The 24586-nt window shown below is 44.5% G+C and carries 22 protein-coding genes; 2 read left to right on the top strand and 20 right to left on the bottom strand.

What is annotated here, in order from left to right:
• Positions 1 to 12 precede the first annotated feature (12 nt).
• From hrcA to argC, 17 genes are all read right to left on the bottom strand, one after another.
• A complete protein-coding gene (hrcA, locus tag AB5213_RS13580) occupies positions 13 to 1074 on the bottom strand; it encodes a heat-inducible transcriptional repressor HrcA (RefSeq protein ID WP_022220707.1) in 1062 nt (353 codons plus the stop codon).
• A gap of 888 nt (positions 1075 to 1962) precedes the next feature.
• Positions 1963 to 2409 (bottom strand): Rrf2 family transcriptional regulator, encoded by a 447-nt coding sequence (locus tag AB5213_RS13585; RefSeq protein WP_008374709.1) that lies wholly within the window; start codon positions 2407 to 2409, stop codon positions 1963 to 1965.
• 3 nt (positions 2410 to 2412) lie between these two features.
• Positions 2413 to 3345: a cysteine synthase A gene (gene cysK / locus AB5213_RS13590; protein ID WP_195230648.1), complete on the bottom strand. Its 933-nt coding sequence runs from the start codon at positions 3343 to 3345 to the stop codon at positions 2413 to 2415.
• A gap of 114 nt (positions 3346 to 3459) precedes the next feature.
• Entirely contained in the window at positions 3460 to 4641 is a 1182-nt protein-coding gene (gene hemW / locus AB5213_RS13595; protein WP_195368161.1) for a radical SAM family heme chaperone HemW, read from the bottom strand.
• A 208-nt stretch (positions 4642 to 4849) separates the two neighbouring features.
• Positions 4850 to 6655, bottom strand: coding sequence for a translation elongation factor 4 (gene lepA / locus AB5213_RS13600; RefSeq protein ID WP_243861568.1), 1806 nt, complete (start codon positions 6653 to 6655; stop codon positions 4850 to 4852).
• A gap of 44 nt (positions 6656 to 6699) precedes the next feature.
• Positions 6700 to 7689: a DNA polymerase III subunit delta gene (gene holA, locus AB5213_RS13605; RefSeq protein WP_175305892.1), complete on the bottom strand. Its 990-nt coding sequence runs from the start codon at positions 7687 to 7689 to the stop codon at positions 6700 to 6702.
• Positions 7686 to 9920, bottom strand: coding sequence for a DNA internalization-related competence protein ComEC/Rec2 (locus tag AB5213_RS13610; RefSeq protein ID WP_270223158.1), 2235 nt, complete (start codon positions 9918 to 9920; stop codon positions 7686 to 7688). The genes holA and AB5213_RS13610 overlap by 4 nt, the downstream gene beginning before the upstream one ends.
• A 4-nt stretch (positions 9921 to 9924) precedes the next feature.
• On the bottom strand, positions 9925 to 10851 hold the full coding sequence (locus AB5213_RS13615) for a GerMN domain-containing protein (RefSeq protein WP_195479463.1): 927 nt from the start codon (positions 10849 to 10851) through the stop codon (positions 9925 to 9927).
• Positions 10852 to 10856: 5 nt separating this feature from the next.
• Positions 10857 to 12338: a HAMP domain-containing sensor histidine kinase gene (locus AB5213_RS13620; RefSeq protein ID WP_270223157.1), complete on the bottom strand. Its 1482-nt coding sequence runs from the start codon at positions 12336 to 12338 to the stop codon at positions 10857 to 10859.
• Positions 12283 to 12972 carry a response regulator transcription factor gene (locus tag AB5213_RS13625; RefSeq protein ID WP_008374691.1) on the bottom strand — a complete coding sequence of 230 codons (690 nt, stop codon included), beginning with the start codon at positions 12970 to 12972 and terminating at the stop codon, positions 12283 to 12285. Before AB5213_RS13625 ends, AB5213_RS13620 begins: the two co-directional genes overlap by 56 nt.
• 13 nt (positions 12973 to 12985) lie before the next feature.
• Positions 12986 to 13648 carry a helix-hairpin-helix domain-containing protein gene (locus tag AB5213_RS13630; RefSeq protein ID WP_270223156.1) on the bottom strand — a complete coding sequence of 221 codons (663 nt, stop codon included), beginning with the start codon at positions 13646 to 13648 and terminating at the stop codon, positions 12986 to 12988.
• An 81-nt stretch (positions 13649 to 13729) separates the two neighbouring features.
• Positions 13730 to 14161, bottom strand: a complete 432-nt coding sequence (locus tag AB5213_RS13635; protein WP_055157555.1) for a DMT family transporter — start codon at positions 14159 to 14161, stop codon at positions 13730 to 13732.
• 78 nt (positions 14162 to 14239) lie between these two features.
• Positions 14240 to 15421: an aspartate aminotransferase family protein gene (locus AB5213_RS13640; RefSeq protein WP_215634004.1), complete on the bottom strand. Its 1182-nt coding sequence runs from the start codon at positions 15419 to 15421 to the stop codon at positions 14240 to 14242.
• A 29-nt stretch (positions 15422 to 15450) separates the two neighbouring features.
• Positions 15451 to 16338, bottom strand: coding sequence for an acetylglutamate kinase (gene argB / locus AB5213_RS13645; protein ID WP_008374684.1), 888 nt, complete (start codon positions 16336 to 16338; stop codon positions 15451 to 15453).
• A 12-nt stretch (positions 16339 to 16350) separates the two neighbouring features.
• The gene (argJ, locus tag AB5213_RS13650) at positions 16351 to 17574 is read right to left on the bottom strand and encodes a bifunctional glutamate N-acetyltransferase/amino-acid acetyltransferase ArgJ (RefSeq protein WP_270223155.1); all 1224 of its coding nucleotides are present in this window, start codon (positions 17572 to 17574) and stop codon (positions 16351 to 16353) included.
• Between the two features lie 15 nt (positions 17575 to 17589).
• Positions 17590 to 18039 carry a GNAT family N-acetyltransferase gene (locus AB5213_RS13655; protein WP_044999341.1) on the bottom strand — a complete coding sequence of 150 codons (450 nt, stop codon included), beginning with the start codon at positions 18037 to 18039 and terminating at the stop codon, positions 17590 to 17592.
• 43 nt (positions 18040 to 18082) lie between these two features.
• On the bottom strand, positions 18083 to 19123 hold the full coding sequence (gene argC, locus AB5213_RS13660) for an N-acetyl-gamma-glutamyl-phosphate reductase (RefSeq protein ID WP_022220715.1): 1041 nt from the start codon (positions 19121 to 19123) through the stop codon (positions 18083 to 18085).
• 585 nt (positions 19124 to 19708) lie between these two features.
• Between argC and AB5213_RS13665 the strand changes: the two genes are divergently transcribed.
• A complete protein-coding gene (locus AB5213_RS13665) occupies positions 19709 to 21040 on the top strand; it encodes an MATE family efflux transporter (protein WP_195480050.1) in 1332 nt (443 codons plus the stop codon).
• Between the two features lie 81 nt (positions 21041 to 21121).
• Here AB5213_RS13665 and AB5213_RS13670 read toward each other — a convergent pair whose 3' ends face one another.
• The 3 genes from AB5213_RS13670 to AB5213_RS13680 all read right to left on the bottom strand — a co-directional run bounded on the left by AB5213_RS13670 (position 21122) and on the right by AB5213_RS13680 (position 22815).
• Positions 21122 to 21628: a methylated-DNA--[protein]-cysteine S-methyltransferase gene (locus tag AB5213_RS13670; RefSeq protein ID WP_195480051.1), complete on the bottom strand. Its 507-nt coding sequence runs from the start codon at positions 21626 to 21628 to the stop codon at positions 21122 to 21124.
• 269 nt (positions 21629 to 21897) lie between these two features.
• Positions 21898 to 22083, bottom strand: a complete 186-nt coding sequence (locus AB5213_RS13675; protein ID WP_173685029.1) for a hypothetical protein — start codon at positions 22081 to 22083, stop codon at positions 21898 to 21900.
• A 534-nt stretch (positions 22084 to 22617) separates the two neighbouring features.
• On the bottom strand, positions 22618 to 22815 hold the full coding sequence (locus AB5213_RS13680; protein ID WP_271814117.1) for a hypothetical protein: 198 nt from the start codon (positions 22813 to 22815) through the stop codon (positions 22618 to 22620).
• An 84-nt stretch (positions 22816 to 22899) separates the two neighbouring features.
• Between AB5213_RS13680 and AB5213_RS13685 the strand changes: the two genes are divergently transcribed.
• Positions 22900 to 24120 (top strand): argininosuccinate synthase, encoded by a 1221-nt coding sequence (locus AB5213_RS13685; RefSeq protein WP_008374664.1) that lies wholly within the window; start codon positions 22900 to 22902, stop codon positions 24118 to 24120.
• The last annotated feature ends 466 nt before the right edge of the window (positions 24121 to 24586 follow it).

The raw sequence follows: 24586 nt of genomic DNA on the forward strand, positions 1-24586 counted from the left end.
CTTTCTTACTTCTTATTCGAGCTTTTTCGGCTCATCCCTGTGGAATATGTCATCCAGCTCTGCCATCAGTGTCTTAAGCGTCTTCATGACATGTTCATAATCCATTCGCTTCGGTCCGATGATTCCGATGGTTCCCTGCATGCCCTCGCCCAACTCATATGTTGCTGTGACTACGCTGCAGTCTTTCATGTTCTCCACATTCGATTCATCTCCGATGTATACCTGGATGTCTCTGTCTTCACCGCCGTTTGCCATTGACTTTGTTACCAGAGCGGCAAGCTGCTGCTTTTCTTCAAAAGCACTGATGATCTCCTGTGCGCTCTGCTTATCACTAAGCTCCGGATACTTGAAAATATTCGTCGCGCCACTGGTGTAAATCTCCATGTCGTCATCCAGCTGGATCACATTCGCTACTGCATCCAGGACACTGCTCATCACACCACTGTGGATCCCTGCCTGTTCTTTCAGTCTTGCGATCACTCCCAGATTGATCTGCTCTAGTGAAGTTCCGTTCAGCGAAGTATTCAGAAGCATATTCAGCTTCAATAGTGCTTCATTGCTGAGCGGCTCATCCAGTGTCACGATCTGGTTCTTTACAATGTTGCCTTCCATCACGATCACAACGATCAGCTGATGGTCATCAACCTGTGAAAGCTGGATAAATTTTAATTTGTTCCCGTTGTAAGTCGGAGTCGAAATCATCGTCGCATAATTCGTGTTGTTCGCAAGAACCTTTGCAACCTGCTTCAGAAGTTCTTCCATCTTGTCAGCCTTCTCAAGCATCTGACCTTTGATTTCGGTAATCTCCTGTTCTTTCTGGCTCATCAGCATATCCACATACCATCTGTAACCTTTATCCGACGGAATCCTTCCTGCTGATGTGTGAGGCTGCATGATATAACCAAGCTCTTCGAGATCTGCCATCTCATTCCGGATCGTTGCCGAACTTAAATTCAGATCCGTATACTTGGAAATCGTTCTGGATCCCACAGGCTCTCCGGTCTCAAGATAGTTCTTAATGATTGCATGTAAGATCTTCGTCTTCCGCTCATTAAGTTCCTGTATGGCTTCCATATGCTACCTCCTTTTTGTTATTAGCACTCGTTATGTCTGAGTGCTAACATTTTCTACGCTTATAAATGTACCACTTACTATTCACTTTGTCAACAGGGTTTATGATTTTTTTATTTTTAGTCCGGTTCCACCCGGATATGCTGTCGGATTCCAATTCAATCGGCAAACCATTCCGATGAGCCTCTGAAAGCGAACATTATGTCAGCAAAGGTTTCCATAATGTTCTGAGTCTCATCTCCATTGCCTCAAATGAATTGGAATCCGACAGCATATCCGGGTGGAACCTCACTCAAGCCTATAATAATCGACTTGATTTGGGCGCTTACAGGACATACTATAAAGGATTTACTTGCTTTTTTAACAATACTGTATTGCGTGGGGCGGGACTTAATGGCTGCGCCATTTTCGTCCGCAAATATTGGGATCGGACTGTTTGAAGATGATGTATTTTCTACTTCCTGGGATTAGGCTGTTTTGAGATGATGCATTTTCTACTTTCTGGGAGCTCCACACTTCCACTTAAACAACAACTGGCTGGAGCAACCGGTTTTTTCCGCACATCATCAGACTGGGGCGTCCCGTCTGTATGTTTTCTGTCTTCCAGGAAGAGGGTGGGGAGTTTTGGAGGAAGGGAGCGGGGCGACCAGGCAGAAAAGAAGGGATTCCAATTCATTTGAGGCAATGTAGATGAGACTCAAATCATTGTGGAAGCCATTGCTGACACAATGATTGTTTTCGGAGGCTCATCGGAATGGTTTGCCGATTGAATCGGAATCCCTTCTTTTCTGCCTGAACCGCCTGTTCCCTTCCTCCCAAACTCCCCACCCGACCGTCAAACCAAAAAATACACACCTCAGCCTCCCGGTCTGATGGTGTGCATTTCTTCTATTATATATAGTACATATCCTGACTGTATTCACTGTATTCCTGATATTTTTGTTCGAGGTCAGAGAGAAACAGATTCTCAAGGATATCCTGTAGTCCTCTGTTCAGACGTTCGATAACTTCACTCTGTACAGCCTGAGCCGCAGCTCTTCCGTTCTCGGCGCCTTCTACATCCTCTTCTTCGATGAGATAATCACCTTCCAGCGCACGTAATATTTCCGCAACCGAAATCTTTGTGGCAGGCTTCGCCAACAGGTATCCCCCCTGCGGTCCTTTCACGCTTTTAATGATTCCGGCTTTTCTGAGTGCCGCAAATACCTGTTCCAGATACTGCGGTGAAATACTGTTACGCTCTGCAATTGCTGCAAGTGCAACATGGGATTCTTTCGAGTATACGGACAGGTCGATCAGTGCCCGAAGTCCGTATCTGCTTTTCTTTGAAAAATTCATATTCTACTCCGTGAAGAGCGGTGTGGAGTAATATCTGTCTCCGGTATCCGGAAGCAGTGCCACAATCGTCTTTCCTTTGTTTTCCGGACGTTTTGCAAGTTCGATCGCTCCATAAAGTGCGGCTCCCGAAGAAATTCCTACCAGGATTCCTTCTTTCTTTGCAAGCAGCTTTCCTGTTGCAAAAGCGTCATCATTTTCTACAGTAAATATTTCATCATATACAGTTGTGTTGAGTACGTCCGGTACAAATCCTGCTCCGATTCCCTGAATCTTGTGAGGACCACCTTTTCCTGTAGAAAGTACCGGTGAGCTTGCAGGCTCCAATGCAACGATCTTCACATCCGGATTCTGGGATTTCAGATATTCGCCGACACCGGTCAGTGTTCCACCTGTACCAACACCTGCGATAAACAGATCTACTTCTCCGTCTGTATCCTTCCAGATCTCTGGTCCGGTTGTCTTTCTGTGTACTTCCGGATTAGCCGGATTAACAAACTGTCCAGGAATATAGCTGCCCGGGATCTCTTTTGCAAGTTCCTCTGCTTTTTCAATCGCACCCTTCATTCCCTTTGCGCCTTCTGTCAGAACAATCTCTGCTCCGTATGCTTTCAGGATGTTTCTTCTTTCTACACTCATTGTCTCCGGCATAGTAAGAATGATACGGTATCCTTTGACTGCTGCAATCGATGCAAGGCCGATTCCCGTATTTCCCGAAGTAGGCTCAATGATAACAGAACCTTCTTTTAATAATCCTTTTTCCTCAGCATCCTCGATCATTGCTTTGGCAATTCTGTCTTTTACACTTCCGGCCGGGTTAAAATATTCCAGTTTCACAAGGATTCTTGCCTCTAATCCTAATTCTTCTTCAATATTTTTCACCTCTACAAGAGGAGTATTTCCAACAAGCTCTAAAGCACCATTATAAATTTTTGACATCGTAAGTTCTCCTTTCTTTCCTACTGTTTTGATAGGTTTAACTCGATGATGTCATTATATGCCTATAAAACCTATTTGTCAAGTATACTTTATATTTTTCTGATTTTCCAAATTTTACTCTTCCAGCAGAAACTCTACAAACACACTGTTGCTGACATCGATCCCCCGTTTTGTAAGCCATACTCTGTCATCATCTTGCTCAAGAAGCTTTAAGCTTTCCAGTTTGCAGATCGGTTCACCGTAAATATCCTCCAGACTCTTCCCAAAATACTCTGAAAATTCTTTTTTTGAGATTCCGTTCATTTTCCGCAGTCCAAGAAACATAAATTCCTCCATCTCCTCAGTTTCTGTCAGAAGCTCTGCCTGAAATTTGTTCCTGTAGGAATGTGCATACTCCCTTAGCTGATCCGGGTTCGTGTAGCGACTCATTTTTCCTTCCAGCTTCCTGCATTTTCCAATCAGATCCCCGGGAACCAGAGATGCCGCACCAATTCCAAATCCCAGATACGGAATTCTCTCCCAATATCCCAGGTTGTGCCGGCAGGCATATCCCTCCTTAGCATAATTGGAAATCTCGTAACGGTGATATCCGTTCTTCTCCATCAGCGTTTCCGTATCCCAGTACATCTGACGCTCCGCATCCTCATCCGGAAGCTTTGGTCCTTCTTTTGCCTCGTCTTCTACATATTTTTTATAGAAAGTTGTTCCCTCTTCCAAGATCAGACTATATGCAGAAATATGCTCCGGGGAAAGTGCCATTACCCGCTCCAGTGTACGCCTCCAGCTTTCCACCGTCTGCCCCGGAATTGCCGAGATCAGGTCTACATTGATATTTGAAAAGCCATTGGCTCTCGCCAGATGATATGCTTCCCGAAATTCTTCATAAGTATGGATTCTTCCAAGCAGACGAAGTTCCTCATCATTGACCGACTGCAGACCGATACTCAGACGGTTCACCCCTGCCTGTCTGTACTTTCGCAGTTTTTCTTCCGTTACCGTTCCCGGATTCATTTCCATAGTGATCTCTGCGTCCTCATCCAACGTAAATATTTCCCTGACCGTATCCATCAGCCGCCCAATCTGCTCACCGGTAAGAAGAGATGGGGTTCCGCCTCCGAAAAAAACGGAAATCACCCTGTAATTCTGCACTGTATCCGGACAGTTTCTGATCTCGTCGACCAGCATTTTCACATATTCCTCTTTTTCCTTTTCTCCGGCCGGACCGGAAAGGAAATCACAATATGCACACTTTTTCACACAAAACGGAATATGAATATATAGTTCTAAAGGCTGCATCTGCTTTTCTCCTTTTCTGTGCAAAAGGCAGGAACCTTTCCTCGGAAATCGCTCCTGCCTTTTTGTGTATACGATGAGCCAAGTACAGATTTGTGCTTGCACAAGAATCTGTACTTGGCGAATGTACATCATCGAGCTGTTAAGCGAGATAGTGTACAAAGTATACGAATCGAGTAGGAGTCAGCCTGCCCGATTATCTTTTGTCTGTCTATTTGTCGTCCAGTTTTAATACACTCATAAATGCCTTCTGTGGAATTTCTACATTTCCAACCTGGCGCATACGCTTCTTTCCTTCCTTCTGCTTTTCCAGAAGCTTCTTCTTACGGCTGATATCACCGCCGTAGCACTTGGCAAGTACGTCCTTACGCATGGCTCTTACTGTCTCACGGGCAATGATCTTGCTTCCGACAGCTGCCTGGATCGGAATTTCAAAAAGCTGTCTCGGAATCTCTTCTTTGAGCTTCTCACACATCTTTCTTCCTCTCTCATAAGCACTTCCCGCAAATACAATAAAGGAAAGAGCATCCACTTCTTCTTTGTTGATCAGGATGTCCAGCTTGACCAGATCAGATTTGACATAGCCGAGCATTTCATAATCAAAAGACGCATAACCGCGGGATCTGGATTTGAGCGCATCAAAGAAATCATAGATGATCTCATTCAGAGGCAAGTGGTATTTCAATACCGCTCTGGTCTCTTCGATGTATTCCATTCCCTGATATTCGCCACGTCTTTCCTGACACAGATCCATGATCGCACCGATAAATTCGGATGTCACCATAATCTCTGCTTTTACCATCGGCTCTTCCATAAAATCAATTTCTGACGGATCCGGAAGATTAGACGGATTGGTCAGGTCGATCACTTCTCCGTTGGTCTTGTGCACCTTGTAGATAACACCCGGCGCAGTTGTCACCAGATCCAGATTGTATTCTCTTTCCAGTCTCTCCTGAATGATCTCCAGATGCAAAAGTCCAAGGAAACCACAGCGGAAACCAAATCCCAGCGCAAGAGAGGTCTCCGGTTCAAACTGAAGTGCCGCATCGTTGAGTTGCAGTTTTTCCAGTGCATCTCTCAGATCCGGGTATTTGGAGCTGTCTGCCGGATACATTCCGCAGTACACCATCGGGTTGACCTTTTTATATCCCGGAAGAGGCTCAGAACATGGATTTTCCGCACCTGTTACGGTATCACCCACACGGGTGTCCTTTACATTTTTCAGGCTGGCTGTAAAATATCCAACCATTCCTGCTGAAAGCTCATCACAAGGGATAAACTGTCCGGCACCAAAATATCCAACCTCCACAACATCAGCAGTTGCACCTGTCGCCATCATATGAATCGGCATTCCTTTCGTGATACATCCTTCTTTGATACGGCAGAATACGATAACGCCTTTATACGGATCATAGAGGGAATCGAAAATCAGTGCCTGAAGCGGTGCATCCGGATCTCCTGTCGGAGAAGGGATCTTTGTCACGATCTGTTCCAGAACCTGATCTACATTAAGCCCTGTCTTTGCCGAGATCAGTGGTGCATCCTGCGCTTCAATTCCGATCACATCTTCAATCTCTTCGATCACACGCTGCGGCTCTGCGCTTGGAAGATCGATCTTGTTGATAACCGGCATGACATCCAGATCATGGTCCAGTGCCAGATATACATTTGCCAGTGTCTGCGCTTCTACGCCCTGTGCCGCATCAACGACCAGGATCGCTCCATCACAGGCTGCAAGACTCCGTGACACTTCATAGTTAAAGTCTACGTGTCCCGGAGTATCGATCAGATTAAAGATATATTCCTCCCCATCCTTTGCCTTATAAACCGTGCGGACTGCCTGTGATTTGATTGTGATACCACGTTCTCTTTCCAGATCCATGTTATCCAGCACCTGGGCCTGCATCTCTCTGCTGGTCAGAAGACCTGTCTGTTCGATAATACGGTCCGCCAGTGTGGATTTTCCATGGTCAATATGTGCAATAATACAAAAATTCCGAATCTTTTTCTGATCCATATGCATATTTTCAGTCTCTCCTTTTTCTTCTTATCTATATCTGATTACTTTTCCCGTTTACTACTGTACTGCACCAGAAAGAGTTCCACCGAGAGGATATCTCCCATCTTTCCGGTTTTTACATCTTCTTCCGTCTGTACACCGGCTTCTACGATCCCACGCAGCTCTTTCCTGGTAAATGCCTTCGCCTGTGCCCGGTACTTTCCTACCAGGAATGGCATGATTCCCACCTTGGCGGCAATCTCTTTTGGCGGAACCCCAGTACGGTCCATCTCTTTTACCTCCATCAGGATACGGAACTGTCTGGTCAGCAGGTAGAGGATCCGCATCGGCGGTTCCTTCAGTGTCAGAAGATCATAATAGTAATCCAGCGCTTTTTTCTGCTCTTTTGCTGCAACCGCATCTACCATATCAAAAATATGGTTTCCGATCTGCGTAGTACAGATTTCATCAATATCTGCTGCCGTAATCTCCGTGTGGTTCATGCAGTAACAGAATAATTTTTCCAGCTCCTGCCCGAGATTCTCCATGTCATTACCAGTCTTTGCAAGCAGATAGCGCACTGCTGCCTCCGACATCTGAAGCTTCTCCTTTTTCGCCATCCCAAGGATCCAGCGGATCAGTGTCTTTTCATCCTGCCGCTTCAGTTCTACAATATGACCTTTCTCCTTGATCACTTTGTAGAGCTTTCCTCTCTTATCCAGCTCTGATTCCACAAAGATCATATAAGTGGTCTCCGGCATGTTCTTCAGATATTCTGCCAGCTCCGGTGTCGCATTTTTCAGAAAACCGGTATTTTCCAGAACGATCAGCCTGCGCTCTGCAAAAAAAGGTAAGGTCTCGGCAAGGTCGATAATCTCCTTCGGGTTCGTGTTCTTTCCCTCAAAATAACGATAATTCATCGTGTCACCTTCCGGAACCATCGCTTTGACGAAACGGTTTTTATATAATTTTTTCAGATAAGCTTCTTCGCCGTACAGAAGATAAATCTGCTTAAACTGTCCTGTCTTTAAATCTTCATTCAAACTTTTCATGGACTTTGGATACCATATTCCCTTCCATCTGTATACATACTGACAGCACCTCTGTCTTTCGTATTATATAGGCTTACGCCCCATTTTGCAAGTCTTTCCAGTGTTTCCGCATGCGGATGTCCATAACGGTTTTCTTTTCCGGATGAACAGAATGCTGCCCGTGGTCGGATCACTTCCAGAAGCTCTTCGCCGGTCGCATTTCTTGATCCGTGGTGTCCGACTTTCAGCAGATCATAACACGCCGGAAGTTCTCCTTTTTTCCGGAGATTCTTTATTCTCTCTGCCAACAGCTCTTCTCCGGTATTTTCCAGATCTCCGGTAAAAAGCATGGTAATTTTTCCATATTGCAGGTGAAGTACCAGAGAATTTTCATTTCCATTTTCAGATGGCTCACCTTCTCCAGGCCAGAGACAACGCATCTTCAATTTTCCAGACAGAAAAATAGTATCCATCTCCATTACCCGTACCTTCGTTCCTGCCTCTTCTGCCAGATTACATAATTTAATAAGCCTTTCATCCCAATATTTCTGTTCCGGAAAAATCAGATACTGGATTTCTACTCCATACTTTCTCCGTTCCAGAAGTTCTTCCACTGCATTTAAGTGATCCACATCCCCATGCGTCACCCACACATAATCCAGCCTCTTCACGCCCCGGAATTTTAAAAATGGTTCCAACCGGTATCTTCCTGCTGCATCTACCGAACTGCTTCCGCCGTCGATCAGGTAATTTTTTCCGTTTCCGTCCCGAAAGAAAAAACAGTCGCCCTGTCCCACATCCAGCATAGTCAGCTCCATCTGCCCTCGTTTCCACTTTGGGATCCCGAGCAGGATGAGCAGGATCCCAGCTGTCGCGAGCTGTCTTACCACCTGTTTCCCGGTTTGTCTGCCCTCTTTCTTTTCCTTCCTTTTTCTCCACAAATAAAATAGAAGAACCCCATAATAACAGGCAATCTGCCAGAGCCGTGGTCTTCCCGGAATCCACCTTGCCCCCGGAAGTTCCAGGAGCAGACCGCTCCCTTTTTCATAAAAAAGCAAAATCCACTCTGTTATTTTCCAAAGTGCACTCTGCATTATATCTCCTGCCCCACACGGAATCAGCATGACTGCCATCCCTGCACTCCCGCAAAGCAGAAGCACGGATGCCATCGGAATTACCAGAAGATTCCAGGCTGGCGCATACAGGCAGGTTTCATAATAGTGCCACAATGTAACTGGCAGCAGAAAAAACCAGAGCCTCACCGCCATCCGGACACTGTCTGAAAATCTGCCTTTTTTATTTTCCGAACCAATCAGATAGATACCGAGAACCGCAGCAAAAGAAAGCTGGAACCCTGCCGTAAAAAGCCGCAACGGATTTGTCAGAAGCAGACCAATTTCCGCAATCCCAAGTGCCGTCAATCCATCGTATTCCCTTCCTGTCAGCTCTGCTCCCATCCGGATCAGAAACATGGTAAACGCCCGCAGTGCCGAAACACTCATTCCGGTCATCACCACATAGCTCCCAAGAAGCAGACTTCCCACTACACCGGCCTGTAAAATAGAAAATCCGGTTTTCCTAAGCCCCCGGTAAAGTCCGTTGCCAAAAAAAGAAATATGCAGACCGGATATGGCAAGCAGATGCCCGATCCCTGCCACCCGGTAAAGTTCTTTCACTTTCTCTTCTGTATAAAAAGAATCTCCCAGAAGAACCGCACACAAAATACCCCCTCGATGCTTTCCCATCTCTCTGCAGATCTCATCTGCGGTCCGGTTCCTAAACTGCCACAGCTTTTCCCGGAAGAAAGTCTTTTTCACCTGTTTTTCCAGAACCTTCCCTTTCCATAAGACTGCCTGGATATTCTGCTGCTTATAATAATTTTTCTGGTCAAAATTGCCCGGATTGGCCGCCGGATCAAAAAATCCCACATTGCCTTTAACCAGGATCCGCTGTCCGATTTCCGGACCATTTCCCTTTTCATCCAGATAGACAAGCAGCCTCTCGTCAGCGACTGCTTTTCCATTCCCCATTTCTCTGATCTGTATTTTTTTCAGATACAGGATCAGTTTTTCTTCTTTTCTGGTTTTCTGATAAACCTCTCCTTCCACCATCACTTCTTCCGACTCTTTCCAGAGCTTCTCACACCTTGACACACCGAGTCTTCCAAAAATCTTTCCTCCCCCTGTCAGATACAGTACCAGAATCAGTCCTGCCAGAAGTATTCCGGCAAAACCAAGTCTTCGCTTGATCAACCGATCAATCCTCCTTTATCATTTCCTGGTTTCTGCTCAGAGGTTCATCCAGCTTTATACTCTCCTGATATACAATACTGCTGTCTCCGTTGATTGAAATCTGTACTTCAGAGACATTTCCACCATCGATCACTGAATTTACGATGGAATAGATCACCGTCTCCGGACTGACTCCCGGAGCAATGTTCCGAAGTCCTTCATCAAAATTCAGATAGCAGATATGATCTTTGATCGACACACCCAGCAGCTTTGTTCCTTTTGGTATGGTAGCAAGCAGTCTGTTATTGGATGGTCCTCGCATCAGCTGTTCCACTACAACCCGTTCCTTCGACTCATTGCTGTTATACCGCACCGTATCCTCTTCCTTTTGCAGCTTTTCTCCAGATGAACCTGCATAATACAGCGTAAGCTTCATCTCCTGGAAAGAGTTAATAGAAGAGCCTGTGTTCTGTACAAAATCTTCTGCCTGCTGGTATCCATAAGTATTCCCTTTTTTATCCGTAAGTGGCGTTCCATCTACACAGATCATCACCAGATCCACTCCATCGATCTGCGTCAGTGAACGGACAAGCGCTGCCCTGCACAGAACCTCTCTTACCGTATCCATCTTTCCGTAAGCCGCATTATAGTACAGGATCAGCTTTTCATCCTCCAGAGTGTATCTCTCCAGTTTTACCTTTTTCGGCAATGCCGCCTGTGCCTTCACCTCGTCATCACACTTCTGCAGCGCAGACAGCATTCCTTTTACTTCTTCGTCCACCGACTTTCCTGTTCCATCGTAGTCCTTCGGAACCAACGCCGTTCCGCTCTGGTTAATCTGGTAAATCGTGTATTTTGCATCTGCTTTCTGTTCCTTTTTACTGCATCCCACAATGCCTGTAAGAAGACACACCGCAAGAAGAATGCTTATGATCTGGTAAATTTTTTTCATTCTTCTCATCCTTCCCTCTTGATATAAGTAAGCGGGATCCGGACTGTAAATGTCGTTCCCTCTCCCGGTTCACTGTAGACCTTGATCGCACCGCGGTGCATGACAACCGCATTTCTTGCAATCGAAAGCCCAAGACCGGTTCCGCCGATCTCACGAGAATGGGATTTGTCCACACGGAAAAATCGCTCGAATATATGATCCGTATCTTCTTTCGGAATCCCGATTCCAGAATCCGCAACCTTCAGATAAAAATACTTATGATCCGCATTTAACGACACGTGTACCCATCCGTTCTCTTTATTGTACTTGATCGCATTTTCCACCAGATTCGTGATCACAAGTGCAATCTTTACCTCATCAATCTCCGCTGTCACCGGACGAAAACTCTCAAATACCAGTTCAATATTACTTTTTGCCGCAAGTGGCTGTAATCTTTTGAGAATCCGTTCTACCAGTTCATTAACATCCTGACTCTTAATATTTAAGTTTGCACCCTTCTTATCCAGTTTTACAAGATCCAGAAGGTCATTGATGATCTTATTCTCCCGCTCGATTTCTTCGGACAAATCACCCATAAATTCCCGGTAAAGCTCCGTCGGTGCATCCGGCTGCATCAGCAGTGAATCCGCCAGCACCTTCATAGAGGTCAACGGTGTCTTCAACTCATGGGATACATTTGCCACGAACTCTTCTCTCGATGCATCCAGTACTTTATAGCGGTCCCACAGCTTATTAAATGCATTGGAAATCCGTTCCGTTTCATCGTAAGCATTTTCATGGAGATAATTATCTCCATAGCCTCCTGCCATCTCCTCGATCGATTGAGACATCCTTTTCAGCGGCCTTACAAGCAGCATACCGATGACTGCTGATAAAAAGATCCCGATAATACTGATTGCAACCGTTGCAATTCTTGCCTTTGTCTGCAATGCCTCTACATTGTCACGCAGACTGTCTGTAGAAACACTAACCAGAATCATTCCTTTTACCGGCTCTTCCCCTTTTTTGACCGGGACTGCCACTTCAATGTACCGGCTCTTTCTGTCATAACTTGCCGGCTTCTCGCCGCGGAAGCATTTGACTACATCCTCGGAAATGATCGTCTTTCCCTCCTCCAGATCATAGGTATCTTCCACAATCCGGAATTCATCATCAATAACAAGCACTCTTCCATTGTAAATATTGGATAACTGTGATAGTTCTGTATCGATCACATCAGAAACTCCCGTTTTCAGATAATCAGAATTGACCAGCTGATTACTCAGAATCGTACACTGGTTTTGAATCTCTGCTGTGCGCACGGATACGGTTCTCTGATCATAGCTTTGCAGAATCGCATTCATCAGGATCACACTGGATAATATGACAAATACGCTCAGGATCACCGTTACCCGCACTTGCAGACTTTTTATGAATTTTGGTACAAAAAATTTAACCCCTGAAATAATAGCCAACTCCCCACTTTGTGTAAACGTATTTCGGATCACTTGGATTTACTTCAATCTTCTCGCGCAGTCGTCTGATATGTACATCTACCGTTCTTGCATCTCCCGGATACTCATATCCCCAGACAATATTCAAAAGACTTTCCCTGCTGTAAACCTTGTTCGGATTCATTGCAAGAAGCTCCAGAAGATCAAATTCTTTTGCGGTAAGATTCAGTTCCCTGTCCCCGGAAAAAACTCTCCGGCTTTCACAGTCGATCTTCAGATCTCCCTTTACCACAACTTTACCGCTCGCGCTCATCCCGTCTTTTTTAGCGACCCTGCGCATGATTGCCTTCATTCTGGCCTTAACCTCAAGAATGTTGAACGGCTTTGTGATGTAATCATCTGCGCCATATTCCAACCCGAGGATCTTGTCCATATCCTCGCCCTTCGCAGTGAGCATGATGACCGGTACATCTGAAAAATCACGGATCTGTCTGCATACTTCAAATCCATCGTATTTTGGAAGCATGACATCCAGAAGAATCATATCATACTCTTTTCTTTTTACCATCTCAAGTGCTTCCTCACCGTCGTATGCGCAGTCAACTTCCATATCATCCTGTTCCAGACTGAATCTCAGTCCTTTCACGATCAGCTTTTCATCATCTACTACCAATACTTTTCTGCCCATCTTGCGCACTCCTCTACTCTACCGTTATCTGCTCCCGGATCTTCTGAAAGATTCCTTCCTTGATCCCGTCCACTTTCTTCAGATCCTCTATCTTCCTGAATCCACCGTTTGTCTCTCTATAAGCAATAATTGCTTCCGCGCGGGACTCGCCAATCCCGCTTAAGCTTAAAAGTTCAGCCTTTGTCGCGGTGTTCAGGTTTATTATTCCTGTGTCTTTTCCCATCCCGGCATCTGCCATATCCGATGGTGAACCTTCTTCTTTCAAAGTCTGTTCTTCTTCTCTGGATGGCACATAAATCCTTTGTCCATCTGTCAGATGTGCTGCCTGATTCAGATAAACCTGTCCTGCTGCCTCCGTCAGACCTCCCGCTGCTTCTATGGCATGCGTGATGCGGTCTCCTTCCTGCAGTTCATATACACCGGGTGATGCCACCTCGCCACATACATACACCCAGATCGAACCTTCTTTTTCTTCACCACCCGGATCTGCTTTTGCCTTATCCGGCTTTTCTTCGGCAGCCTTTGATTCTGCCTCGTTTTTCTTATCCCCGGCATCCGCTTCTGCAACAGCCACACTGGTAAAGGTCTCTTCTTTTTCATGGCATGCTGACAGCATACAGCTGATTCCAAGGAAAATTCCACATATTTGATATAAAATCCGTCTTCTTTTCCGCATACATACTCCTTTTCCGCAGAGCATGTCCCCTCGTACTTCCAAGACATGATTATTGTAACGAATTTTTTTCCAAAAGACAACCTATTTCCACTGAAAAATTGTCGTGCCGATCAGAGCGATCCCCATACCGATCACTTTTCTCCAGGAAAATGGCTCTTTTTCCACACCAAATAATCCCACCAGTTCAATCAGATACGCCACACTAAGCTGAGACATAACGATCAGAAGTGCCGCCTTTGCAGGCCCGAGCTGCGCCATACTTTTGATCACGGTCCAGGTGATCCCTGCTCCGATCACACCGCCAAGCAGCATATATTTAGGCTGCACCTCTCCTATCGTGGCAATACTGTCCCTTCCCATGATCAGCCACATTACCAGGCAGATGGCAAATGCACTAAGCTGCACCCAGGCATTGCTCACCCACATTCCTGTCGTCTTTGTTACCTGTGTGTTAAATACCCCCTGCACACTCATCAGCGCTCCCGACAGCAGGGCAATAAAAAATCCGGTCATCTTTCATACCTCCTTTTCTTCTGAAAGTATATCCGATGACCGGCTCTTTTATTCTCTTATTTTTATCAGGCACCGACTTTATGCAAGTGCTTTTTTCAGGATCTCTGCCATCTCATCTACCTGTTCTTTACCGATAACAAGCGGTGGGATCATTCGGATCACATCTGTTCCAGCTCCGATGATCAGAAGTCCTTCTTCCAACGCTTTGGCTGTCACTTCACCCAGCGGCTTGGTGACCTGAAGTCCCTGGATCAATCCTCTTCCCTTTACTTTAACGGCTGCATCGCAGGTATCCACGATTTCCTGCAGTTTCTGTGTCAGATATGGTGCGATTTCATTGACATGATCGAGCATATGCTCTTTTTCAAAGATCTCAATAGTCTTGCTGACCGCTGCACAGCAAAGTGGGTTTCCACCATATGTAGTTCCGTGATCCCCCGGTACCAGCGAATTATCTGCAACTTCTTTTGTCATCGCAAATGCGCCGACCGGAACACCGCTTCCGATTGCTTTCGCCATTGTCATGATATCCGGTGTGATTCCCATCTGCTGCCATGCAAACCATGCACCACTTCGTCCCATACCACACTGTACTTCATCGCAGATCATCAGGATTCCGTTCTCATCACAGATCTTACGAATTCCCTGCATAAATTCTTTTGTCGCTGCGTTGATTCCGCCTTCGCCCTGGATTGTTTCCAGAATGATTGCGCAGGTCTTATCATTTACCAGTGCTTTTACACTGTCAAGATCATTGTAGATTGCAAAATGTACACCAGGCATAACCGGTTCAAATGGCTCTCTGTATTCTTTGTGTCCGGTAAGTGCTACTGCACCCATACTTCTGCCGTGGAATGAATTCTCCATTGCAATAAATTCATAACGTCCGGTTTTTTTTGTGTACGCATATTTTCTTGCAGTTTTGATCGCACCTTCGATTGCTTCTCCACCACTGTTTGTGAAGAATACCTTGTACATACCGGTGATCTTTTTCAGATCTTCTCCTGCTTTACCGCAGGTTGTATTATAATACAGGTTTGATGTATGGATCATCTTGTCAATCTGAGCCTTTAATGCATCATTAAATTCCTTGTTGTTATATCCCAGAGAAGATACCGCATATCCTGCTGAGAAATCCAGATATTTCTTTCCTTCCGGATCATAGAGATATGCGCCGTCTCCATGGTCCAATACAACCGGATAACGGTTATAAGTTTTTAAAATCGCGTCGTCCTCTTCCTGCATATACTGATTTGTCATAAGAATTACCTTCTTTCTTTGCCTTCCCCTTAATCTTCTTCACCGTTTCTTAAAATTGCAGTTCCGATACCTTTCTTCGTGAAAATCTCAAGAAGCAGGCAGTGCGGAATTCTTCCATCCAGAATATGGACTCTGGACACTCCGTTTTCAATCGCTCCTACACAGTTCTGCAGTTTCGGGATCATTCCTCCGGAAATTGCTCCGCTTTCGATCAGTTCATTCGCCTGATCTACAGTAAGAGCTGTGATCAGAGAAGATTTATCCTCGTAGTCTCTGTATACCCCTTCAATATCAGAGAGGAACGCAAGCTTCTCAGCATGAACCGCTTTTGCGATCGAATAAGCTGCATCATCCGCATTGATATTATAAGTGTTGTAATCATCATCGATTCCAACCGGGCATACGATCGGGAGAAAATCTTTATCCAGAAGATCCAGAAGAACCTCTGCATTGACCTTCTTGATATCTCCTACAAATCCAACGTCCTGTCCTGTCATGGAAAGCTTTTTATCAACTCTTAAAAGTCCGCCGTCTTTTCCACTGACACCGATAGCACGGACACCAAGTTCTTCGACCATACGAACCAGATTTTTATTAACCTTGTTCAGTACCATCTCTGCAATTTCCATGGTCTCTGCGTCCGTCACACGAAGTCCGTCGATGAATTTCGGCTCCATTCCAGCTTTACTTACCCATTTACTGATCTCTTTTCCACCGCCGTGAACGATGATCGGTTTGAATCCAACCAATTTCAAGAATGTAACATCCTTGATGACATTTTTCTGGAGTTCTTCGTCCAGCATTGCACTTCCACCGTATTTTACAACGATGATCTTACGGTTGAAACGCTGAATATAAGTAAGCGCCTCAATCAGAACTTCTGCTTTGTCCAGATACTGCTGCATATCCTGATCCATTTTGCTTACCTCCTAGCTTCTGTAATCTGCATTGATGTCAATATATCCGTGAGTCAGGTCACATCCCCATGCGGTTGCACTTTCGCTTCCCATCTTCACATCAGCAACTGCTTTTACTTCTTCCTGTGAGAGGATCTCCGTTGCTTTTTCTTCACTGTAATCTACCGCTGTACCATTTTCGATGATCTGGATCTTTCCTGCCTTGCTCTCGAAGAACAGATCCACCTTTTCCGGGTCAAACTGTGCTCCGGAATATCCCATTGCACAGAGGATTCTTCCCCAGTTTGCATCATGTCCTGCAATTGCTGTCTTGGTAAGATTTGAGCATACGATTGATTTTGCAAGTGTCTTTGCAGTCTCTTTTGTATCTGCGCCAACTACAGTTACTTCAAATAAAGCAGTTGCTCCTTCTCCGTCCCCTGCGATCTTCTTTGCAAGGTATTCGTTGATCTCATGCAATGCTTCCGCAAAGGTCTTATAGCTTTCACTGTCTACCGTGATCACTTCATTTTCAGCCATTCCGTTTGCAAGAAGAACTACAGAATCATTTGTAGAAGTATCTCCGTCTACGGAAATCATATTGTATGTATCATTGACATCATCACTGAGGGCTTTCTGAAGTGCCTCTTTTGTGATTGCTGCATCTGTTGTGATAAAGCTGAGCATGGTGCACATATTCGGATGGATCATACCAGATCCTTTTGCCATACCACCGATGGTAACGGTCTTTCCGGCAACCTCGATCTCTACTGCGATCTGTTTTTCACAGGTATCAGTCGTCATGATTGCTTTTGCTGCCTCAGTTCCGTTTGCCAGTGTATCATTTTTCTTTTCAGCAAGAGCCTTTACCCCTGCCACGATGCGATCAATTGGAAGCTGCTTTCCGATGACACCGGTCGATCCAATCAATACACCGTCTGCATTAATTCCAAGAGCTTCTGCTGCCACATCTGCTGTGTCCTTGCAGTAGCCAAATCCTTCCGCACCGGTACATGCATTGGCAATTCCGGAATTGACGATCACAGCCTGTGCTTTCGCACCACTCTTTACAACCTGCTGATCCCATTTTACGCACGCTGCCTTTACAACGTTTGTAGTAAATGTTCCTGCACATTCACATGGAACCTGGCTGTAGATCATTGCCATGTCGGTTCTGTCCTGATATTTGATCTTTGCTGCTGTTGATGCTGCCTCAAATCCTTTTGCTGCGGTCACACCGCCTTCGATAATCTTCATCGTATATAGCCTCCTTTAGCCCTCTTCGATAAATGCTGTAATATTTTCCTCATTTAAAACAAACTCATAGTAGTTGACATCCGGTCTCTTGGTCCATCCGATCGTATTCCAGAACGTATTGCCGATATCATTCTTGGTAAATGCGATCAGTGTGATCTTGTTGATATGTTCCTCTTTCAGAGCTGACATTGCATAGGCAACCATGCTCTTTCCGATCCCATGACAGCGGTACGCCGGATCTACACATACATGATAAAAACATCCGGTTCTTCCGTCGTGTCCGCAGAGGATTCCTCCTACTACTTTTCCGTCTATTTCGGCGATCACACTGGTTGTCGGATTCCTTTTCAGGAATCGTTCCACGCCTTCTTTTGAATCATCTATGCTCCGGATTCCAAATCCTTTGATCCGCATCCAAAGTGCATGAAGCTGGTCATAATCTTCTACTGTCATCGCACGAATAATTGTTGTCATATATTTTCCATTCCTTTTCTTTTTCTGCCGTGTTCTACGGGAACATCGGAACCAGATCAAGACCTTCACTTTCCGGAAGTCCAAAGATCAGGTTCATGTTCTGTACAGCCTGTCCTGCTGCACCTTTTACCAGGTTGTCGATCGCACCCATCATAATGATACGGTTTGTTCTCGGATCGATCTTAAATCCGATATCGACATAATTGCTTCCTTCTACCCATTTTGTTTCCGGGTAAACATCTTTCTCCAGAACGCGGACAAATTTTTCATTTGCATAATATTTATCGTAAACTGCTTTTACTTCTTCCCAGGTAACATCCTTTGTAAGCTTCGCGTACTCTGTTGCCAGGATTCCTCTGTTCATCGGAACCAGATGCGGTGTAAAGTTGATCACAACCTCTTTGCCGCTCGCATATCCAAGCTGTTCCTCGATCTCCGGTGTGTGTCTGTGTGTTGCCACACCGTATGCTTTCATATTCTCATTGACTTCACAGTACAGGTTCGGAACCTTTGCCCCTCTTCCTGCTCCGGATGTTCCGGACTTGGCATCAATGATCAGCGTATCCATATCGATCAGTCCTTCTTTTGCCAGCGGATAAGCAGTCAGGATGGAGCATGTTGTATAGCATCCAGGATTGGCGATCAGTCTTGCGCCTTTGATATCTTCTCTGTTCACTTCACACAGTCCGTAAACTGCTTCTTCGATAAACTGCGGGCTCTTGTGCTCAATACCGTACCATTTTTCGTAAGTTTTGACATCTTTGATACGGAAATCTGCGCTCAGGTCGATGATCTTAACCTTTGATAAAATTTCTTCATTAACTAATGATGCGCACAGTCCCTGTGGAGTTGCTGTGAAAATCACATCTACCTGATCTGCAAGTTGTTCCATATTATCATCTAAACATACCGCATCTACGATCTGAAACATATTGCGGTATACATCTGCATATTTCTTATCGATATAGCTTCTTGAGCCAAACCATTTAATTTCTACGTCTTTATGTCCTGTTAAAATGCGAACCAGTTCTCCTCCGGCGTAACCGGTAGAACCGATGATTCCTGCTTTAATCATGTAAACCATCCTTTCGTAAATGCCGTATTTGTGTATAGATAGGCATAATCATAAATACTATAAACCCATTAATCCCTATTGTAAAGGGGTTCGCGGGAATTGGAGGAATGTTTTTTTGATTGATGCGGGGACGCTCCTGCGCGAAATATGTTTGCACGCAACCGCGCTTGCGCTTGCCATGCCTGCCTAAAGAAATATCCAGTGGATATTTCTTCGGCGCGTCTCAAACGCAGCGGTACTAGGCTCGGCTTTGCTTACGCTCGCCTTGCCAAGTGCCGGCGTTTTCGAGGGGTTGCTTAGCAAAGATATTTCGCGCAGGAACTGTGCACTGACGAATGGGAACATTTTCCGATTGGTTTAGTATACATGGTTTTATTTGGAAAAGCAAGTGGTTTTTTGATTTTTATGCATGTTTCTGTACATTTTTATGTATAATTTCTTATTTTTATGCATTTATATTTATTTTTATGCATTATTATGCATTTTTATTATTATAAGATGCATTAGGTCTGTATTCTTTTTATTGACTATTGTGGGAAAATTCAATTACTATTAAGGAAGTGATTGTAAAGGAGTTGTTATTTTATGGAACGGGATCTTACTTCGGGGAGTGTTTTTCGGAATGTGATTTATTTTTCGCTACCTTATTTTTTATCTTATTTTTTGCAGACGCTTTATGGGATGGCGGATCTTTTTATTGTTGGGCAGTTTGATGGGGTTGCCAGTACAACAGCTGTTTCGATTGGGAGCCAGGTGATGCATATGTTGACGGTGATGATCGTGGGGCTTGCGATGGGGGCTACGGTTTCAATCGGGCAGTCTATTGGAGCGGGCGATAAGAAAAGGGCTTCTGTATTTGTGGGAAATACGGTGATTTTGTTTATGGGGATTTCTCTGGTGCTGGCGGTTTTGCTTCTGTTTTTTGTGAAGCCGACTGTTGCCGTGATGTCTACACCTGCGGAGGCTGTGTCAGGAACGGCAGCTTATCTGACGATCTGTTTTCTCGGGATTCCTTTTATTACGGCGTATAATGTGATCAGTTCGATTTTCCGCGGACTGGGGGATTCTAAAAGTCCAATGTATTTCATCGCAGTTGCATGTGCGGTGAATATTATACTGGATTATCTGTTTATCGGATTTTTCCATCTGGGAGCTTCCGGTGCTGCGCTTGGCACAACACTTTCCCAAGCGTGCAGTGTTCTGTTTGCACTGATTGCCATTAAACGTAAGCAAACCGGACTTTCTCTTTCCGGAGACTGTTTCCGCCCACAGAAAAAAACGCTTGGCAAAATTCTGAATATTGGGATTCCGGTAGCGCTTCAGGACGGATTTATTCAGATTGCTTTCATTATTATTACGATCATTGCCAACCGGCGCGGACTGAACACAGCCGCTGCTGTCGGCATTGTGGAAAAAATCATCAGCTTTCTGTTCCTGATTCCGTCTTCCATGCTTTCGACTGTTTCTGCACTCGCAGCTCAGAATATCGGTGCCGGAAAGTATGACCGTGCAAAGCAGACACTTCGCTATGCCATGATGATCGCCATTGGATTTGGCCTGGTCGTCTCTATATTGATCCAGTTTATCGCAGCTCCGGTTGTCGGACTTTTCACTGCAGACGCAGCCGTTATTCTTCTCGGCGCACAGTACATTCGCGGATATATCTGGGATTGTATTTTTGCCGGCGTTCATTTCAGTTTCAGCGGATACTTCTGTGCATGCGGAAAATCTGGAATTTCATTTTTACATAACCTGATCGCTATTTTGTGCGTGCGTATTCCGGGTGTTTATCTGACTTCAAAAATTTTCCCGCATACACTGTTTCCGATGGGACTCGCAACCGCTACCGGCTCCTTATTGTCTGTGATCATCTGCATCATTGCTTACCGATGGTTATATGAAAAATCCGGAAAATAGAATACAGGATCGGACTCTTACGGATTTCTCCAAATCATCAAAAATGGTGACTCACTACGAGCCACCATTTTTAATGATCACTTATCTGATATGCGCTTCTTCATGTGCAAGCAGCCATTCTTTCTTTTCAAGTCCACCGGCATATCCGGTCAGGCTTCCGTCGCTTCCGATGACCCGGTGACAGGGAATAATCACAGAGATCGGATTATGTCCGACCGCACCTCCGACTGCCTGCGGCGAGATACTTTTCGCGCCCCGTTTTACTGCAAGGATCTTTGCGATCTTTCCATAAGTAATGGTACATCCATATGGGATTTTTGCGATAATCTTCCATACTTCTTTTCGGAAATCACTTCCTGCAGGTGCAAGAGGAAGTTCTTCCGGATCCGGATCCTGCCCTGCAAAATACCGATCCAGCCAGTACTCTGCCTGATCCAGTACCGGCAAGTCTTTCTTCTCCTCAAAATCTTCTATAATCTTGTCCATATAGTATTTCTGTCCTTCAAACCATGCACCGACAAGTACATTCTCCCGTGCTCCAAGCGTAATTTTCCCGATCGGCGAATCATAGTAGCTTACATACAGCATTTTTCATTCTTCCCCTTTTTCATCCGTCCTGATACCCATGTTTTTGAGGATTGCGAGAGTGCAAAGCACGTAGCAATCTGGTATCAAAGGGGTCAAAATATCTTTGGACCCCAACATCTTAAAAATAAAAACAAAATTCCTTAACTTTTGTACCATTCAAATTATAAAATGGAGATTTTTTCCTGTCAATCTTCTTATCCGCGAATTTGTCCATTTCCAAAGATCACATACTTTTTCGCGGTAAGGGCTTCCTGCCCCCAGTCGCTTTCCTATGCCCAAGCGATCCGCTCATCAATCTGCCTTGCTGCTTCGTCTCCCCGGATCTCTACCCCTTTTGCCGAAAGCCGGTCACAAATCACCGGAAACGCCTCCTCTGCAATTTTCCGGATTCTGTTTTCATTTAGAAGAAGCCGGTCGATCAGTGGCTCTGTCATCTTATTTTTTCTTGCAAGCATAATATCCTTTTGGTTTTCTTCTATTATATATGCCTGTTTGACAGAACCAGCCGGCTTCTCGCTGATTCCAAGGACATTTTTCCCGATACCGACTACACCGGAAGATACTACGATTATTTCTTTTCCTTTAGAGTGGCTCTTAATTCCATTTCGTTTTTCCTCTTTTCAATTCATATTCTTAGTAGGTATAAATAAAAGAAGCAGAAAAAGAGTATGCGGCGATACCTTTTTCTGCTTCTTTTTTCACTATCGAATCATAATACTTCAATGACTGAACAAAACCTATCACTTTTTCATTCCATCCGAAATGAACATTTTGAGCTGTATATATTGGATACACGCATTCCCTGATCTGCAATATTGAATTTTCTGTTCTGTGCCCTTGAAGGACACGGTCGATGCGGGAATGTAGGAATGAAAAATACACTGCCTTCTGCCGGCAATGTCAGAACGAAATCAATTATGTTATTCTTATTCATTTTATGCATATCACTCATCTCGCCGGTTCCTTTCTTCCTTTAGCGTGTTACCTTGTTACTTTTTGTTATATTTTACGGATTTTTGTGCAAATGTCAAGTATTTTTCTGATTTATCTTTATATTTTCTGTTTAATCTTCTTCTATCCTTCTTTTTTCTTATTACTCTCTTTCCTTTTTTATACATAATTATGCATATTTTATGTATATTTTTACTTTTATTTGCATAAAATAACATTTTTAAAAGTTTTTTCATTTTATTATTGCATAAATATAAAAAATGGTGTATAGTGGGTTGTGAATTGAATACAAAAGAAAATTTTTAGGAGGTTTATATACAATGAAAGAAAAAGTAGTTCTTGCATATTCTGGTGGTCTTGATACTACCACACTGATCCCTTGGTTAAAGGAGACATTTGATTATGAAGTAATCTGCTGCTGTATCGACTGCGGACAGGGCGAAGAGCTGGATGGTCTTGATGAAAGAGCAAAACTCGCAGGTGCTTCTAAATTATACATCGAAGATATCACTGATGATTTCTGTGACAACTATATTATGCCATGTGTACAGGCAAATGCTGTTTACGAAAATGCATACCTTCTCGGAACTTCTATGGCTCGTCCAGCAATCTCCAAGAGACTTGTTGAAGTAGCAAGAAAAGAAGGTGCTACTGCTATCTGCCACGGTGCTACCGGAAAAGGAAATGACCAGATCCGTTTCGAGCTTTCTATCATGGCTCTTGCCCCGGATCTTAAGATCATCGCTCCTTGGAGAATGACAGATCTGTGGACACTTCAGTCACGTGACGATGAGATCGCTTACTGTAAAGCTCACGGAATCGATCTTCCGTTTGACGCAAGCCACAGCTACAGCCGTGACCGTAACTTATGGCACATCAGCCACGAAGGACTGGAACTTGAAGATCCATCCTGCGAACCAAATTATGCTGATCTTCTTGTTCTTGGAAATACACCGGAAAATGCACCGGATGAAGATGAATATGTAACTATGACATTTGAAGAAGGTGTTCCGAAGACAATCAACGGCGAAGCCATGAAGGTTTCTGATATCATCCGCAAACTCAACGAACTTGGCGGCAAACATGGTATCGGTATCGTTGATATCGTTGAAAACCGTGTTGTTGGTATGAAATCCCGTGGTGTTTATGAAACTCCTGGCGGAACAATCCTGATGGAAGCTCACAAACAACTTGAAGAACTGGTTATCGACCGTGCTACCATGGAAGTTAAGAAAGATCTTGGCAACAAACTCGCTCAGGTTGTATACGAAGGAAAATGGTTCACACCACTTTGTGAAGCTCTTCGTGCTTTCGTAAAATCTACCCAGAAATATGTTACAGGTGAAGTTAAATTCAGACTTTACAAAGGAAATATCATTAAAGCCGGAACTACTTCTCCATACTCACTTTACAATGAATCTCTGGCAAGCTTCACAACCGGTGATATGTACGATCATCATGATGCAAGCGGATTCATCACTCTGTTCGGACTTCCGCTGAAGGTTCGTGCGATGAAGAATCTTGAGGTAAACAACAAATAATTGTATATCCCAATACTGACAGATTTAAAGGACGTTGATATGAAATTATCAGCGTCCTTTTTCTGAACAAGCCAACGCTTAAAAGGTTCCGCTTTTGGCGAGGGTCTACATGAAATGTAAGTTTCACTCCAACAGGCTCGTCAGGCATAAAATGTCATTTTTATAATTATGCTATAGTAGTTATCAGCCATTTATGATTCATATAAAGGCATATCCACCCTGTATTCTCTATCAATCCCCATACAGATCTGCTCAAATATCTGATTTGGCAGATATACACCTTACTTTCCGCTTTCAGGCAGCTCTCCCAGTGATAGTTTCCCCGGCACAACGCAGTTCCAAGACCGGGAGACGCGCGCAAAGTGAGATCATATTTCAGGCGATACTCCCCTGGTTTTATTTCGGGAAGTTCCTTACAAAATTGCAGATCTGGCATGAATTTCATTCCCATTTCTTCTGCTTTCTA

The organism is Coprococcus sp. RTP21204st1_G4_RTP21204_210225 (assembly GCF_040915385.1).
In the GTDB taxonomy this organism is placed as follows: domain Bacteria; phylum Bacillota; class Clostridia; order Lachnospirales; family Lachnospiraceae; genus Allocoprococcus; species Allocoprococcus comes.

Coding starts and splice junctions, on each gene's coding strand:
- argC (WP_022220715.1), bottom strand. CDS start 19,123: ATGATTAAAGCAGGAATCATCGGTTCTACCGGTTACGCCGGAGGAGAA.
- AB5213_RS13640 (WP_215634004.1), bottom strand. CDS start 15,421: ATGACAAATCAGTATATGCAGGAAGAGGACGACGCGATTTTAAAAACT.
- AB5213_RS13665 (WP_195480050.1), top strand. CDS start 19,709: ATGGAACGGGATCTTACTTCGGGGAGTGTTTTTCGGAATGTGATTTAT.
- hemW (WP_195368161.1), bottom strand. CDS start 4,641: ATGCAGCCTTTAGAACTATATATTCATATTCCGTTTTGTGTGAAAAAG.
- AB5213_RS13675 (WP_173685029.1), bottom strand. CDS start 22,083: ATGCTTGCAAGAAAAAATAAGATGACAGAGCCACTGATCGACCGGCTT.
- holA (WP_175305892.1), bottom strand. CDS start 7,689: ATGAAAAGTTTGAATGAAGATTTAAAGACAGGACAGTTTAAGCAGATT.
- AB5213_RS13625 (WP_008374691.1), bottom strand. CDS start 12,972: ATGGGCAGAAAAGTATTGGTAGTAGATGATGAAAAGCTGATCGTGAAA.
- cysK (WP_195230648.1), bottom strand. CDS start 3,345: ATGTCAAAAATTTATAATGGTGCTTTAGAGCTTGTTGGAAATACTCCT.
- AB5213_RS13630 (WP_270223156.1), bottom strand. CDS start 13,648: ATGCGGAAAAGAAGACGGATTTTATATCAAATATGTGGAATTTTCCTT.
- argB (WP_008374684.1), bottom strand. CDS start 16,338: ATGGATCAGGATATGCAGCAGTATCTGGACAAAGCAGAAGTTCTGATT.
- lepA (WP_243861568.1), bottom strand. CDS start 6,655: ATGGATCAGAAAAAGATTCGGAATTTTTGTATTATTGCACATATTGAC.
- AB5213_RS13615 (WP_195479463.1), bottom strand. CDS start 10,851: ATGAAAAAAATTTACCAGATCATAAGCATTCTTCTTGCGGTGTGTCTT.
- AB5213_RS13670 (WP_195480051.1), bottom strand. CDS start 21,628: ATGCTGTATGTAAGCTACTATGATTCGCCGATCGGGAAAATTACGCTT.
- argJ (WP_270223155.1), bottom strand. CDS start 17,574: ATGAAGATTATCGAAGGCGGTGTGACCGCAGCAAAAGGATTTGAGGCA.
- hrcA (WP_022220707.1), bottom strand. CDS start 1,074: ATGGAAGCCATACAGGAACTTAATGAGCGGAAGACGAAGATCTTACAT.
- AB5213_RS13685 (WP_008374664.1), top strand. CDS start 22,900: ATGAAAGAAAAAGTAGTTCTTGCATATTCTGGTGGTCTTGATACTACC.
- AB5213_RS13585 (WP_008374709.1), bottom strand. CDS start 2,409: ATGAATTTTTCAAAGAAAAGCAGATACGGACTTCGGGCACTGATCGAC.
- AB5213_RS13680 (WP_271814117.1), bottom strand. CDS start 22,815: ATGAAAAAACTTTTAAAAATGTTATTTTATGCAAATAAAAGTAAAAAT.
- AB5213_RS13635 (WP_055157555.1), bottom strand. CDS start 14,161: ATGACCGGATTTTTTATTGCCCTGCTGTCGGGAGCGCTGATGAGTGTG.